The organism is Aquipseudomonas ullengensis, from assembly GCF_014174475.1.
In the GTDB taxonomy this organism is placed as follows: Bacteria; Pseudomonadota; Gammaproteobacteria; order Pseudomonadales; family Pseudomonadaceae; genus Aquipseudomonas; species Aquipseudomonas ullengensis.
Genome location: NZ_JACJUD010000003.1, coordinates 269,845 through 283,313, shown reverse-complemented (window position 1 = coordinate 283,313; position 13,469 = coordinate 269,845). Strand labels below are relative to the sequence as shown.

12 protein-coding genes are annotated in these 13,469 nt (G+C 65.9%); 6 read left to right on the top strand and 6 right to left on the bottom strand.

Annotated elements, in window-relative coordinates:
• Positions 1–93: 93 nt before the first annotated feature.
• Both H3H51_RS10605 and H3H51_RS10600 read right to left on the bottom strand, forming a co-directional pair.
• Entirely contained in the window at positions 94–654 is a 561-nt protein-coding gene (locus H3H51_RS10605) for a response regulator transcription factor (RefSeq protein WP_183089015.1), read from the bottom strand.
• A complete protein-coding gene (locus H3H51_RS10600) occupies positions 647–1,924 on the bottom strand; it encodes an ATP-binding protein (protein ID WP_183089014.1) in 1,278 nt (425 codons plus the stop codon). Before H3H51_RS10600 ends, H3H51_RS10605 begins: the two co-directional genes overlap by 8 nt.
• Before the next feature lie 286 nt (positions 1,925–2,210).
• On the opposite strand from H3H51_RS10600, the gene H3H51_RS10595 reads away from it, so the two are divergent.
• From H3H51_RS10595 to H3H51_RS10570, 6 genes are all read left to right on the top strand, one after another.
• Positions 2,211–2,921 carry an SIMPL domain-containing protein gene (locus H3H51_RS10595; RefSeq protein ID WP_183089013.1) on the top strand — a complete coding sequence of 237 codons (711 nt, stop codon included), beginning with the start codon at positions 2,211–2,213 and terminating at the stop codon, positions 2,919–2,921.
• A gap of 401 nt (positions 2,922–3,322) precedes the next feature.
• Entirely contained in the window at positions 3,323–4,915 is a 1,593-nt protein-coding gene (locus H3H51_RS10590) for an ABC transporter substrate-binding protein (protein WP_183089012.1), read from the top strand.
• A 202-nt stretch (positions 4,916–5,117) separates the two neighbouring features.
• Positions 5,118–6,128 carry an ABC transporter permease subunit gene (locus H3H51_RS10585; RefSeq protein ID WP_183089011.1) on the top strand — a complete coding sequence of 337 codons (1,011 nt, stop codon included), beginning with the start codon at positions 5,118–5,120 and terminating at the stop codon, positions 6,126–6,128.
• 209 nt (positions 6,129–6,337) lie between these two features.
• Positions 6,338–7,246, top strand: coding sequence for an ABC transporter permease subunit (locus tag H3H51_RS10580; protein WP_183089010.1), 909 nt, complete (start codon positions 6,338–6,340; stop codon positions 7,244–7,246).
• 252 nt (positions 7,247–7,498) lie between these two features.
• Entirely contained in the window at positions 7,499–8,488 is a 990-nt protein-coding gene (locus H3H51_RS10575) for an ABC transporter ATP-binding protein (protein ID WP_183089009.1), read from the top strand.
• Positions 8,488–9,459: a peptide ABC transporter ATP-binding protein gene (locus H3H51_RS10570; protein WP_183089008.1), complete on the top strand. Its 972-nt coding sequence runs from the start codon at positions 8,488–8,490 to the stop codon at positions 9,457–9,459. The genes H3H51_RS10575 and H3H51_RS10570 overlap by 1 nt, the downstream gene beginning before the upstream one ends.
• Before the next feature lie 39 nt (positions 9,460–9,498).
• Here H3H51_RS10570 and H3H51_RS10565 read toward each other — a convergent pair whose 3' ends face one another.
• The 4 genes from H3H51_RS10565 to H3H51_RS10550 all read right to left on the bottom strand — a co-directional run bounded on the left by H3H51_RS10565 (position 9,499) and on the right by H3H51_RS10550 (position 13,409).
• A complete protein-coding gene (locus tag H3H51_RS10565) occupies positions 9,499–10,419 on the bottom strand; it encodes a 5-oxoprolinase subunit C family protein (protein WP_183089007.1) in 921 nt (306 codons plus the stop codon).
• Positions 10,416–11,093: a 5-oxoprolinase subunit PxpB gene (gene pxpB, locus H3H51_RS10560; protein ID WP_183089006.1), complete on the bottom strand. Its 678-nt coding sequence runs from the start codon at positions 11,091–11,093 to the stop codon at positions 10,416–10,418. Before pxpB ends, H3H51_RS10565 begins: the two co-directional genes overlap by 4 nt.
• Positions 11,090–11,836 (bottom strand): 5-oxoprolinase subunit PxpA, encoded by a 747-nt coding sequence (locus H3H51_RS10555; protein WP_183089005.1) that lies wholly within the window; start codon positions 11,834–11,836, stop codon positions 11,090–11,092. The genes pxpB and H3H51_RS10555 overlap by 4 nt, the downstream gene beginning before the upstream one ends.
• A gap of 409 nt (positions 11,837–12,245) precedes the next feature.
• Entirely contained in the window at positions 12,246–13,409 is a 1,164-nt protein-coding gene (locus tag H3H51_RS10550; RefSeq protein ID WP_183089004.1) for a type III PLP-dependent enzyme, read from the bottom strand.
• Between the last annotated feature and the right edge of the window lie 60 nt (positions 13,410–13,469).

The following is a 13,469-nucleotide window of genomic DNA, read 5'->3' as shown; positions in this document are numbered from 1 at the left end:
AATCTGTAGGAGCCCGCTTGCTGGCGATCCGTGCTCACGGGCAGCGCCGTTGATCGCCAGCAAGCTGGCTCCTACAGAACTGGCTCGGCCCGCTCAGCGGCGAACCGGGCGCTTCTGCAACTTGCGCTGCAGGGTGCGCCGGTGCATGCCCAGGGCGCGCGCGGTGGCGGAGATGTTGCCCTCGTGCTCGGCAAGCACGCGCTGGATGTGCTCCCACTGCAGGCGATCGACCGACATCGGGTTTTCCGGCACCAGGGTTTCCAGGTCGGCATGCTGGGACAGCAGCGCCGTCAGCACGTCGTCGGCGTCGGCCGGCTTGCACAGGTAGTTGGTGGCGCCGCGCTTGATCGCCTCCACGGCCGTGGCAATGCTCGAGTAACCGGTGAGGATCACCACGCGCATTTCCGGGTCCAGCTCCAGCAGCTTGGGCAGCAGCACCAGGCCGGAGTCGCCTTCCATCTTCAGGTCGACCACCGCATAGTCCGGCAGGTCTTCCTTGGCGATGGCCAGGCCTTCGTCGGCCGAGCCGGCGGTACTGACGCGCAGGCCGCGACGGCTCATGGCGCGCGCCATCACGCGGGTGAAGGTGGCGTCGTCGTCTACCAGCAGCAGGTGTGGCTGGTCTTCGCTGTCGAGGGGCAGCTCTTCACTCATGGTCATCTCCCGGGGCCAGTCTGGGCAGGCGCAGCTCGGTCAGCGTGCCGCCCTCTTCGTGGTTGTACAGTTTCACCGACCCGCCGGCCCGCGTCACGCTGGCCTGGCTGAGGAACAGGCCGAGGCCGAAGCCCTTGCCCTTGGTGGTGAAGAAGGGTTTGCCGATCTGCTCGGCGATGGCCAGCGGCACACCGGCGCCGTGGTCACGAATGCTCAGGTTGATCCACTGATGGTCCCAGTCCAGGCGGATATCCAGCTTGTCAGGGCAGGCATCGGCGGCGTTGTTCAGAAGGTTGAGCAGCGCCTGGCTCAGGTCCGCCGGCGGCGACAGGCGCGGCACGGCGCCAAAGCCCAGGCACTGGAAGCGGTAGGTGGCCTCGGGGCGCATCAGGTGCCAGCGGTTGAGGGTGGTTTCCAGCCACTGCACGACAGTCTGCTCGAACACCGCCTGGCGCCGGTCCGCCTCGGCGGCACGCACCAGGTGCTGCAGGGTTTCCTTGCACAGCTTGACCTGCTCCTGCAGCAGCGCCAGGTCGTCCTGCAGGGCCGGCTTGTCGCGGTATTCCTGGCGCAGCTCCTTGAGCAGCACGCTGATGGTCGCCAGCGGCGTACCCAGCTCATGGGCCGCACCGGCCGCCTGGGTGGCCACGGCCAGCAATTGCTGGTCACGCATCCCCTCTTCCCGGCGCAGGGCATGCAGCTCGTCCTGGCTGCGCAGGGCGCCGGCCATCTTGACCACGAAGAAGGTAATGAAGGCCGCCGACAGGGCGAAGTTCATCCACATGCCGAACAAATGCAGGCTGATCAGCATGGCCTCGTGCTGCACGTTGTTCAGGTGCAGCGGGTGATACCAGATCAGCAGCGCGGTGTAGCCGGTCAGGGCCAGGCCGGCGAGGAACATCGAATAGAACCAGGGCAGCGTCGCCGCCGCGATGGTCAGCGGCACTAAATAGTAGGAAACGAAGGGGTTGGTCGAGCCGCCCGAGTAGTACAGCAGCACGCTGTGCACGATCAGGTCGCAGGCCAGCTGCGCGGTGTACTCCAGCTCGGTCACCGGCCACGGCCCGCGCAGGCGCAGGAAGGTCAGCAGGCACAGGCCCAGGGAAATCCCCAGGGTCACGCTCAGCGCCAGCCAGGGCAGCGGCAGGATGTCCGTGAGATAGGCGATGCCCACCGACCCCGCCTGGGCGGCCAGCACCAGCAGGCGGATCAGAGTCAGGCGCCAGAGGTTCTGGCGGCTGGCGGAAAACAGTTGGACGGGGGCGTACATGTAGGCTCCGATGACGTGCAGCGAGTATAACCACGCCACCCACCCGACCGCCCCTGTGCGGCAACTCGCCGCAGCCTTGGCACAGTGCACCGAAGCCCACGCTCCCTGTAGGAGCCAGCTTGCTGGCGATCCGCCGCCGCGCAAAAGCATCGCCAGCAAGCTGGCTCCTACAACGGCATGTCGACTACCCCGGCAGCCGTGGCAGGATGACTTTCTGAACCCGGGTTAACCCGGATAGTCACAAGCCTGCGTCTAACCCCAGGACAATCCCCCAAAGGAGTTCCCCATGCTCGCTCTCAACCGTCTCGCCGCCACCTTCGCCCTCAGCCTCGGCGCCCTCGCCAGCCTGCCGGCACTGGCCGACGAGCTGCGCTACAACCAGGTGTCGCTGCGCGCCGAGGTCAGCCAGGAAGTGGCCCACGACCGCATGCTCGTGACCCTCTACAGCGAAGCCCAGGACAAGGACCCAGCCAAGCTGGCCGCTGCTACCACCACGGCCCTCAACCAGGCCATCGAGCGTGCGCGCAAGGTACAGGGCATCAGCGTCAGCCTGGGCAGCCGCAACAGCTACCCGGTGTACGAAGACGAAGGCAAGAAGATCAGTGCCTGGCGCGAACGCGGCGAAGTGCGCCTGGAAAGCGCCGACTTCGCCAGCCTGTCGCAGCTCACCGCCGACCTGCTGGGCGAGCTGAAGATGGCCGAGATGACCTTCACCGTCGCCGAGACTACCCGCCAGAAGAGTGAAGACGGCCTGATCAAACAAGCCGTGGCAGCCTTCAAGGCCCGCGCCCAGCTGGCCACCGAAGCCGTTGGCGGCAAGGGTTACAAACTGGTCAGCCTGAGCCTCAGCGGTGGCGGCTTCCAGCCAGTGATGCCGATGCGCGCCATGGCCATGGACAGCGGTTTCAGCAAGAGCGCCCCGGCGCCGCAGATCGAAGCCGGCACCAGCCGCATCACCCTGGCCGCTGATGGTGTGATCGAAGTCCAGATGCCCTGATTGAGGGCGGCGCGGTGTTCGCCAGGAGCACCACGCCGGCAATCTTCCCGCCCCGAAACGGCGAACAGGCAACACGCCCCGCGATCGTTTGAACCAGGGCCTGTTTTTAACGCGACGCGGCCAACGCACCGGCAATCGTGGACAAGCGCTTACAACTTGGCCATAGCTTCTACACTGACTGACGCTTAGGGTTTGCGTGCGGCATATGCCGTGCATGGTTTCTTGCGGGAGCCAGCAAGCGCCCTTCATGGTCATCCGCCGAATAACAATGAGGTCGACAATGCGACAGGCGCCAATCACCCCGATTGCCCACTCCACCGTGCCCCAACCAATGTGCAAGAACGCGCTCAACACCCTCTACGGCGTAAGCGCCGGCAACTAGCCGCCGCTCTTTCTCACCCATGCGCCTTTGTCTGTTGTTCCTGGCCCTGTTCCTTCCGCTCAGCCTTTCTGCCCAACCCCTGGTGGTGTGCACGGAAGCCAGCCCGGAAGGGTTCGATATCGCCCAATACACCGCCGCCACCACCGCCGATGCATCGGCGGAAACCGTGTTCGAACGCCTGGTGCAGTTCGCGCCCGGCAGCACCCATATCAACCCGGCCCTGGCGCAACGCTGGGAAGTCAGTGAAGACGGCCTGAGTTACACCTTCTACCTGCGCGAGAACGTGCAGTTTCACAGCACGCCCTGGTTCAAACCCAGCCGCGCCTTCAATGCCGACGACGTGCTGTGGAGCTTCCAGCGCCAGCGCGACCCAGCGCATCCGTGGCACGCCCTGGCCCAGCGCGGCTTTCCCTATTTCGAAGCCATGGGTTTCGCCACGCTGATCGACAAGCTGGAAAAGCTCGACGAGCACCGCGTGCGCTTTACCCTGAAACACCCCGAGGCCCCCTTCCTGGCCGACCTGGCCATGGGCTTCACCTCGATCTACTCCGCCGAATACGCCGACCAACTGCTGGCCGCCGGCACCACGGAGCAGCTCAACAGCCAGCCAGTGGGCACCGGCCCCTTCGTGTTCGAGCGCTACAGCAAGGACGCGCAGATACGCTTTCGCGCCAACCCGGACTACTGGGCCGGCGCACCGCCCAGCGAAAAGCTGCTGATGGCCATCACCCCCGACCCGAATGTGCGCGTGCAGCAGCTCAAGGCCGGCGCCTGCCAGATTGCGGTCTACCCGCGCCCGACCGACGTACCGGCGCTGCGCCAGGTGGCGAACCTGCAGGTACTGGAGCTGGACTCGCTGCTCACCGCCTACGTCGCCCTCAACACCCGACACAAGCCACTGGACGACATCCGCGTGCGCCAGGCGATCAACCTGGCCTTCGACAAGGCCGCCTACCTGCGCGCCCAGTTCGGCGAAGGTGGCGCCAGTGCCGCGATCAACCCTTACCCGGCCACCCTGCTCGGCTTCAATGACCAGCTCAAGCCCTGGCCCCACGACCCCAAGCGTGCGCGCAAGCTGCTGGCCGAAGCTGGCCTGAGCGCGGGTTTGCGCCTGTCGCTGTGGACCCGCCCTGGCGGCGGCCCGACCAATCCCAACCCAGGCATCGGCGCGCAAATGCTGCAGGCCGACCTCGCCGCCATCGGCATCCAGGCCGATATTCGCGTGTTCGAGTGGGGCGAGCTGATCAAGCGGGCGAAGAATGGTGAGCACGATCTGGTGTTCATGGGCTGGGCCGGAGACAACGGCGACCCGGACAACTTCCTCACGCCCAACCTGTCCTGTGCCGCCGCCGAATCCGGCGAGAACCAGGCGGGCTGGTGCAACCTCGAATTCGACCGACTGATCCGCGAGGCCCGCCAGCTCAGCGACCCCGACGAGCGCGCGGTGCTGTACCGCCAGGCCCTGGCGATCGTCCATGAACAGGTGCCGTGGATCGCCCTGGCCCATCCCAAGCAGTTCACCGTGATCGACAAGGACGTCGAAGGCTTTACCCTGAGCCCCATGGGGTCGAACAATTTCGCCCATGTACGGCGCGTGAAACCGGCAGAATAACCAGCGCAACGCACACTTCTACCCTAAGAGCCTGTTCACGATCTTCTGAATTAGAGCCAGACAAGGCAAAAATTACCGAGGGAGCGGAGTTTACGTGCTGTAAATGAGCATCCCGAGGTCGTTTTTAACGCGGTATGGCCGACAGTCAGGAGATCGTGAACAGGCTCTAAGAAAATTGCCCGATGCGGAGTACCACCACGCAATGCTGTCCTTCATAGCCAGGCGTCTGGGGCTGTTGATCCCCACATTCTTCGGCGTCACCTTGCTGACCTTCGCACTGATCCGCCTGATCCCCGGCGACCCCGTGGAAGTGATGATGGGCGAGCGCCACCTCGACCCCGAAATGCATACCCAGGCCATGCACCGCCTGGGCTTGGACAAGCCGCTACCGGCGCAGTACCTGGACTACATCGGCCAGCTCGCCCAGGGCGATCTGGGCCAGTCGCTGCGTACCCGCGAAGGGGTGTGGGACGAGTTCCTCATCCTGTTCCCGGCCACTCTGGAACTGTCCCTCGCCGCCCTGCTGTTCGCCGGCACCCTGGGCCTGATCGCCGGAGTGATCGCCGCCCTCAAGCGCGGCTCGCTGTTCGACCACGGGGTGATGGGCATTTCCCTGGCCGGTTACTCCATGCCGATCTTCTGGTGGGGCCTGCTGCTGATCATGTTCTTCTCCGTGTACCTGGGCTGGACGCCGGTATCCGGGCGCATCGACCTGCTCTACGACATCGAGCCGAAAACCGGCTTCATGCTGATCGACAGCCTGCTCAGCGATGAGGAGGGCGCCTTCGTCGATGCCCTCAAGCACCTGATCCTGCCGGCCATCGTGCTGGGCACCATTCCCCTGGCGGTGATCGCGCGCATGACCCGCTCGGCCATGCTCGAGGTGCTGCGCGAGGACTACATCCGCACCGCCCGCGCCAAGGGCCTGTCGCCGGCCCGCGTGGTGTTCGTGCATGGCCTGCGCAACGCGCTGATCCCGGTGCTGACGGTGTTCGGCCTGCAGGTCGGCGCCCTGCTCGCCGGCGCGGTGCTGACCGAAACCATCTTCTCCTGGCCGGGCATCGGCAAGTGGCTGATCGAGGCCATCGGCGCCCGCGACTACCCGGTGGTGCAGAACGGCATCCTGCTGATCGCCTGCCTGGTGATCCTGGTCAACTTCGTCGTGGACATCCTCTACGGCCTGGTCAACCCGCGCATTCGCCACCAGGGCTAAGAACCTATCCATGGCCTGCTGCGCGTCGGCGATACCGCGTCAAAACCAGCTTCGGAAGCTGCTTGTTGCTAACGCCCTTCAGGGCGGCCCCGAAGGGGCGAGCGAAGCGAGTCATGCTCATGTGCAACAGCACATTCCGCTTCCTCAGCCGCTTTTTCCTTGTCTCGCTCTAGCTCGCGAGGCCATGAACAGGTTCTACGGAGCCCACTATGACAACTGAAACCCTTACACCCCATGACCAGGCATTGCTCTACCCCTCGCCGCTGAAGGAATTCTGGCAAGCCTTCGCCCACAACAAAGGCGCCGTCGCTGGCCTGTTGTTCATGCTGCTGATCGTGTTCTGCGCGCTGTTCGCGCCCTGGGTCGCGCCGCATGACCCGAGCGAGCAGTTCCGCGACTTCCTGCTCACCCCTCCGGCCTGGCTGGAAGGCGGCCAGTGGCAGTTTCTCCTCGGCACCGACGAGCTGGGCCGCGACCTGCTGTCCCGCTTGATCCATGGCGCCCGCCTGTCCCTGCTGATCGGCCTGGCCTCGGTGCTGTTGTCGCTGATCCCCGGTGTCCTCATGGGCCTGTTCGCCGGTTTCTTCCCGCGACTGCTCGGCCCCGCGATCATGCGCCTGATGGACGTGATGCTGGCCCTGCCCTCGCTGCTGCTGGCGGTGGCCATCGTCGCCATCCTCGGCCCCGGCCTGATCAACACTGTGATCGCCATCGCCATCGTCTCGCTGCCGTCCTACGTGCGCCTGACCCGCGCCGCGGTGATGGGCGAACTGGGTCGCGACTACGTCACGGCCGCGCGCCTGTCCGGTGCCGGCACCCTGCGCCTGATGTTCGTCAGCGTGCTGCCCAACTGCATGGCGCCGCTGATCGTGCAGGCGACCCTGAGCTTCTCCTCGGCCATCCTGGATGCCGCAGCGCTGGGTTTCCTCGGCCTCGGTGTACAGCCGCCGACGCCCGAGTGGGGCACCATGCTGGCCTCGGCGCGCGACTACATCGAACGCGCCTGGTGGGTGGTGTCGCTACCGGGGCTGACCATCCTGCTCAGCGTGCTGGCGATCAACCTGATGGGCGACGGGTTGCGCGATGCGCTCGACCCGAAACTGAAGAATGCGCAGTAAGGAGCCCGCCATGCAGCAGCCAATCATTATCGGCGTGCGCAGCCGCACCGCCCCCTCACCCCAGCCCTCTCCCCAGAGGGGAGAGGGGGTATCCGCGCGCGCCCTCAAGCCCCTGCGCTTGGCTCTCTTTCGCCTCCAGGGCCGAAGGCTATCCACCCATCCACTCAAGCCCGCACGTTCCGCCCCCTCGCCCCTCTGGGGAGAGGGTTGGGGTGAGGGGCTGGCGGCCTCGGCCACACGGAGAGCGCACCCATGAGCCTGCTCGATATTCGCAACCTCTCGGTGCACTTCGGTGATGCCACGGCAGTACCGGTGGTCGACGGTCTCGACCTTAGCGTGGACAAGGGCGAAGTGCTGGCCATCGTTGGCGAGTCCGGCTCCGGCAAGTCGGTGACCATGCTGGCGCTGATGGGGCTGATCGATGCCCCCGGCATCGTCCGCGCCGACAGCCTGCGTTTCGACGGCCACGACATGCTCACGCTCAAGGGCCGGCAGCGCCGCCGCGTCGTCGGCAAGGACATGGCGATGGTCTTCCAGGACCCCATGACCGCGCTCAACCCCAGCTACACCGTGGGCTTCCAGATCGAAGAGGTGCTGCGTCAGCACCTCGGCCTCAAGGGCAAGGCTGCCCGTACCCGCGCCCTACAACTGCTGGAGCGGGTGGAAATTCCCGCCGCCGCCAGCCGCCTCGACGCCTACCCGCACCAGCTTTCCGGCGGCATGAGCCAGCGCGTGGCGATTGCCATGGCCATCGCCGCCGAGCCCAAGCTGCTGATCGCCGACGAGCCGACCACGGCGCTCGACGTGACCATCCAGGCGCAGATCATGGACCTGCTGCTCGACCTGCAGCGCAACGCCGGCATGGGCCTGGTGCTGATCACCCATGACCTGGCCGTGGTCGCCGAAACCGCCGACCGCGTGTGCGTGATGTATGCCGGGCAAGCGGTGGAGGTGGGCAGCGTGCCGACGCTGTTCGATGCGCCAACGCACCCCTATACCGAAGCGCTGCTCAAGGCGATTCCTGAGCAAAACTGCGGCGAGCACAGTCTGGGCGCGCGCCGTCTGGCCACCCTGCCCGGCATCGTCCCCGGCCGCTATGACCGGCCACAGGGTTGCCTGCTGGCGCCGCGCTGCCCCTATGTACAGCCACGCTGCCGCGAGCAGCGCCCAACGCTCGATGCCCATGAGCGTGGCGCGGTGCGCTGCTTCTACCCGCTCAACCTGACTGCGGAGGTGGCCTGATGAGCGCAGTGCTGAGCGCCCGTGACCTGACCCGTCACTACACGATCTCCCGCGGCCTGTTCAAGCCCAACGCCACGGTGCGCGCCCTCAATGGCGTGTCGTTCGAGCTGGAAGCCGGCAAGACCCTGGCGGTGGTCGGTGAGTCCGGCTGCGGCAAGTCGACCCTGGCCCGCGCCCTGACCCTGATCGAGCAGCCCAGCTCCGGCAGCCTGCAGATCGCCGGGCAGGAAGTCAGCGGCGCCGACAAGGCGCAACGCAAGCAACTGCGCCGCGATGTGCAGATGGTGTTCCAAAATCCCTACGCCTCGCTCAATCCACGGCAGAAGATCGGCGACCAGTTGGCCGAACCGCTGAAGATCAACACCTCGCTGTCACGCGCCGAACGCCGCGAGCAAGTGCAGGCGATGATGCAGCAGGTGGGCCTGCGCCCCGAGCACTACCAGCGCTACCCGCACATGTTCTCCGGCGGTCAGCGCCAGCGCATCGCCCTGGCCCGGGCGATGATGCTCAACCCCAAGGTGCTGGTGGCGGACGAGCCGACTTCCGCGCTGGACGTATCGATCCAGGCCCAGGTGCTCAACCTGTTCATGGACCTGCAGGACGAGTTCAACACCGGCTATGTGTTCATCTCGCACAACCTGTCGGTGGTCCGGCATGTGGCCGACGATGTGCTGGTGATGTACCTCGGCCGGCCGGTGGAAATGGGCGCCAGCGAGCTGATCTACCAGCGCCCGCTGCACCCTTACACCCAGGCGCTGCTCTCGGCCACCCCGACCCTGCATCCGGCCCCGAGCAAAGCCAAGATCAAGATTGTCGGCGAGTTGCCCGACCCGATGGCCCCGCCTTCCGGTTGCGCCTTCCACCAGCGCTGCCCCTACGCCAGCGAGCGTTGCCACAACGAGGTGCCGCAGCTGCGCCTGCTGGATGCGCGCCAGGTGGCCTGCCACCACGCGGAAACGATCAACACGTAGGGCGGGTGAAACCCGCGTTGCTCTCGCGCAGGGATGGCGTCATCGCCCGAAGAACCGATAGAACCCACGCAACTCTGCCTGCGCCTCACCCACCGTCACCGATGTGAAACGCAGCACCTGCTGCGCCGGGCACTGGGCCAGGCGCCACAGGTCCAGCGGATGCAGCCAACCCAGCAGCGGATAGCCGCCCATGGTCTGGTGATCGGCCTGCAGGATGATCGGCTGGCCATCCGGCGGCACCTGGATGGCGCCACGGGTGACGCCCAGCGACCATTGCCGATGCGGCGCCTGCAGCGGCTCGCCCTGCAGGCGTGCGCCCATGCGATCGGACTGCGGGCTGAGCTGCCAGCTCTGCTCGAGGAACGCCTGCAGCTGCGCCTCGGCAAACGCCAGCGCATCGCCGCCGGTGATCACCCGCAGCAAAGGTGTGTCACGGTAATTGGGCTGGTAGGGCCAGGGCACGCTGGCGGCACAGGCGAGCGAGGCCGCGGCGCAGGGCAGCAAATCACCCGCCTGCAGCTTGCTGCCCTGCCCGTCCAGGCCGCCCAGACCCTCGCGAATTTGCGTGGCACAACTGCCGAGCACCTGCGGCGCGGCAAAACCGCCGGGCGCCGCCAGGTAACCGCGCTGACCACTGCGGGCGAAACCCAGGCGCAAGCGCTGCCCGGCACGCAACGGAAAGCGCGACCAGGCCGGCACTGGCGCCCCGTCGATGCTGGCCGGCAAGTCGGCCCCGGTCAGCGCCAGCCAGGTGTCGACCTGGCTGTGCAGCTCGACATCCCCCAGCGCGACTTCCAGCAGCGGCGCGCCCCAGGGATTTTCCAGCAAATGGTTGGCCCAGGCCGCGGCATGCCCATCCAGCGGCCCGCTCGGCGAGACGCCGAGATGCTGCCAGCCAGGCCGGCCGGCATCCTGCAGCACGCTCAGCGGGCCGGCCTTGAGTACCTGCAGTCCACTCACGGCTGGCCGCCCTCGGCGCGGTAGGTGGCCTCATCGATGGGCAGGAAACGCACCCGGTCGCCCAGCGCCAGCGGACAGGGTGGCGTGCGCTGCACATCGAACAGTGTCCAGGGGCACCGGCCAAGCAGGTGCCAGCCGCCGGGCGAGGCTTGCGGGTAGATCGCCGTCTGCCGCTCGGCAATGGCCAGGCTGCCGGCCGGTACCCGCGTACGCGGCGTGGCCCGGCGCGGCAGGGCCAGGCGCTCAGGCAAATCGCCGAGATAAGCGAAGCCGGGAGCGAAACCGATGGCACCCACGCGGTACTCCGTCGCGCTGTGCAGTTCGATCACCTGTGCGGTGCTCAGGCCACAGGCGCTGGCCACTTCGGCCAGGTCCGCGCCGGCATACCACACGGGAATCTGGTGCAGCCGGCCGCCGTCGCCAGGTACAGGCTCGGCCAGCCAGTGCTCCAGCAGCGGCGTCAGGCGCGCAGCCAACGCCAGATGATCGGTGCGCAGCAGGTCGTAGTGCAGCAGCAGCGTGGCCCAGCCAGGCACCAGGTCGGTGAGCAACGGGCCCAGCTCCCGGCGGATACGTTCGGCCAGCCCGGCGATGCGTTGCGGCAACTCGGCGTCGGGCGTCTCGGCCAGCACCAGCAGCAGGGCTTCGGCGCCAGCCGGTTGCAGGCGGATCATGCGGCGTCCAGGTGCGCTCGCAAACGGCGTAGCACGGCCAGCGACTCGGCATTGTCGCCATGCACGCAGAGGCTGTCGGCCTGCAGTTGCAGCGGCTTGCCGTCGATATCGGCGAATGGCTCGCCACGGGCGATGGCCACGGCCTGCTGGAGAATCCGCTCGGCGTCGTGATGCACCGCGCCGGCCAGGCGCCGTGGCGCCAGTTGGCCATCGGCAAGGTAAGCGCGATCTGCAAAGGCCTCGAACAGCAGTGGCACACCCGCAGCGTCTGCCAGGCGCCGCTCGCGGCTGTTATCGGCCAGGGCCAGGGTCATCAGCGGCAAGCCCGAACGATAACCGGCGCAGGCCGCCAGCACCGCATCGAACAGGGCGTCATCGCGCACCAGGTCGTTGTACAGCGCGCCATGGGGTTTGACGTAGGCCACCTGGGTGCCGGCCGCGCGGCAGAAGGCATCCAGCGCGCCAAGCTGATACAGCACCAGCGCCGTCACCTCTTCCGGCGAACAGGCCAGGTGACGCCGACCGAAGCCCTGCAGATCGGGATAGGACGGATGCGCGCCGATGCTCACGCCATGGCGCTGCGCCAGGGCCACGCCGCGCAGCATGATCAGCGGGTCGCCGGCATGGAAACCGCAGGCCAGGTTGGCCTGGTCCACCAGCGGCATGGCGTGCTCGTCGTCACCCATGCGCCAGGCGCCATAGCTCTCGCCCATGTCGCAGTTGAGGAGGATTTTTCTATTCATGTGGGGGTTATGGCCAAAAAAGCGCAGACATGCAACCGCAGAGTAAGCCTCGATCCTGCCGATGGCCCCCACGCTCCGGCGTGGGGACCTGACCCGGGGGCGCAGACGCAGAGCGTCTGTGGCGGCGTTCCCACGCAGAGCGTGGGAACGATCAAATGTCCCAGTTATGTGTTGCCAGGTGAGAAACCTTTCCGTCCTCTCGGCACCGATCTGGATTCCCGCCTGCGCGGGAATGACGAGGCTGGGGTGTGGCACAGCGTCGTCCCACCCTCACCGTCATTCCCGCGCAGGCGGGAATCCAGAAGCATTCGGCAGCACGGAAAGCGACTAGTCAGATGACGCAACACATAACTGGGACATAGCCAAACAAAAGCCCGCGCGTGGCGGGCTTTGTTCTTCACACCTGAGGTTACAGGTAGAAGGCTTTCAGCGGCGGGAAGCCATTGAACTCCACGGCGCTGTAGCTGGTGGTGTAGGCACCGGTCGACAGCCAGTACAGGCGGTCACCGATGGCCAGGTTCAGCGGCAGGCCGTACTTGTAGTTCTCGTACATGATGTCGGCGCTGTCGCAGGTCGGGCCGGCGATGACTACTTCTTCCACTTCGCCTTTCTTCTCGGTCCAGATCGGGAACTTGATGGACTCGTCCATGGTTTCGATCAGGCCGCTGAACTTGCCCACGTCGACGTACACCCAGCGCTCCACGGCGGTACGCGACTTGCGCGCGACCAGCACCACTTCGCTGACCAGGATGCCGGCGTTGGCGATCAGCGAGCGGCCCGGCTCGAGGATGATTTCCGGCAGGTCGTCGCCGAAGTCTTCCTTGAGGAAGCGAATGATCTCTTCGGCGTAGGTTTCCAGGCTGTTGGTGCGGGTGATGTAGTTGGCCGGGAAGCCGCCACCCATATTGATCAACTGCAGGGTGATGCCGTCTTCTTCTTTCAGGCGCTCGAAGATCACCTTCACCTTGGCGATCGCTGCGTCCCACACCGAGATATCGCGCTGCTGCGAACCCACGTGGAAGGACAGGCCGTAAGGCACCAGGCCCAGATCACGGGCGAGGATCAGCAGATCCATGGCCATGTCGGTCTGGCAGCCGAATTTGCGCGACAGCGGCCAGTCGGCAGTGGTCGAGCCTTCGGTGAGGATGCGCACATAGACTTTCGAGCCCGGTGCGGCCTTGGCGATGTTGCGCAGGTCGGCTTCCGAGTCGGTGGCATACAGGCGCACGCCCTTCTCGTAGAAGTAGCGAATGTCCTTGGATTTCTTGATGGTGTTGCCGTAGCTCATGCGCTCCGGGCCGACACCGGTGGCCAGCACCTTGTCCAGCTCATAGATGGAGGCGATGTCGAAGTTCGAGCCCTTGTCGCGCAGCAACTCGATGATCTCGGTGGCCGGGTTGGCCTTGACTGCGTAGTAGACCTTGGCGAATTCGAAACCGGCGCGCAGGTCATCGTAGGCCTGGCTGATGATCGCGGTGTCGATCACCACGAAGGGGGTTTCTTGCTTGTCGGCGAAGGCCTTCATTTTCTGGAAGGTTTCGCGCGGGTAGTAGTCTTCGACCTCGATCGACATGCGGGGACTCCAAATGGGTAAAAAGCAAGCAATGGGTGCTTAACAGGGATGGCTCTGGAT

Excerpts from the sequence above, each read along its gene's own strand:
- H3H51_RS10605 (WP_183089015.1), bottom strand. The coding sequence starts at position 654 with ATGAGTGAAGAGCTGCCCCTCGACAGCGAAGACCAGCCACACCTGCTG.
- H3H51_RS10600 (WP_183089014.1), bottom strand. The coding sequence starts at position 1,924 with ATGTACGCCCCCGTCCAACTGTTTTCCGCCAGCCGCCAGAACCTCTGG.
- H3H51_RS10595 (WP_183089013.1), top strand. The coding sequence starts at position 2,211 with ATGCTCGCTCTCAACCGTCTCGCCGCCACCTTCGCCCTCAGCCTCGGC.
- H3H51_RS10590 (WP_183089012.1), top strand. The coding sequence starts at position 3,323 with ATGCGCCTTTGTCTGTTGTTCCTGGCCCTGTTCCTTCCGCTCAGCCTT.
- H3H51_RS10585 (WP_183089011.1), top strand. The coding sequence starts at position 5,118 with ATGCTGTCCTTCATAGCCAGGCGTCTGGGGCTGTTGATCCCCACATTC.
- H3H51_RS10580 (WP_183089010.1), top strand. The coding sequence starts at position 6,338 with ATGACAACTGAAACCCTTACACCCCATGACCAGGCATTGCTCTACCCC.
- H3H51_RS10575 (WP_183089009.1), top strand. The coding sequence starts at position 7,499 with ATGAGCCTGCTCGATATTCGCAACCTCTCGGTGCACTTCGGTGATGCC.
- H3H51_RS10570 (WP_183089008.1), top strand. The coding sequence starts at position 8,488 with ATGAGCGCAGTGCTGAGCGCCCGTGACCTGACCCGTCACTACACGATC.
- pxpB (WP_183089006.1), bottom strand. The coding sequence starts at position 11,093 with ATGATCCGCCTGCAACCGGCTGGCGCCGAAGCCCTGCTGCTGGTGCTG.
- H3H51_RS10555 (WP_183089005.1), bottom strand. The coding sequence starts at position 11,836 with ATGAATAGAAAAATCCTCCTCAACTGCGACATGGGCGAGAGCTATGGC.
- H3H51_RS10550 (WP_183089004.1), bottom strand. The coding sequence starts at position 13,409 with ATGTCGATCGAGGTCGAAGACTACTACCCGCGCGAAACCTTCCAGAAA.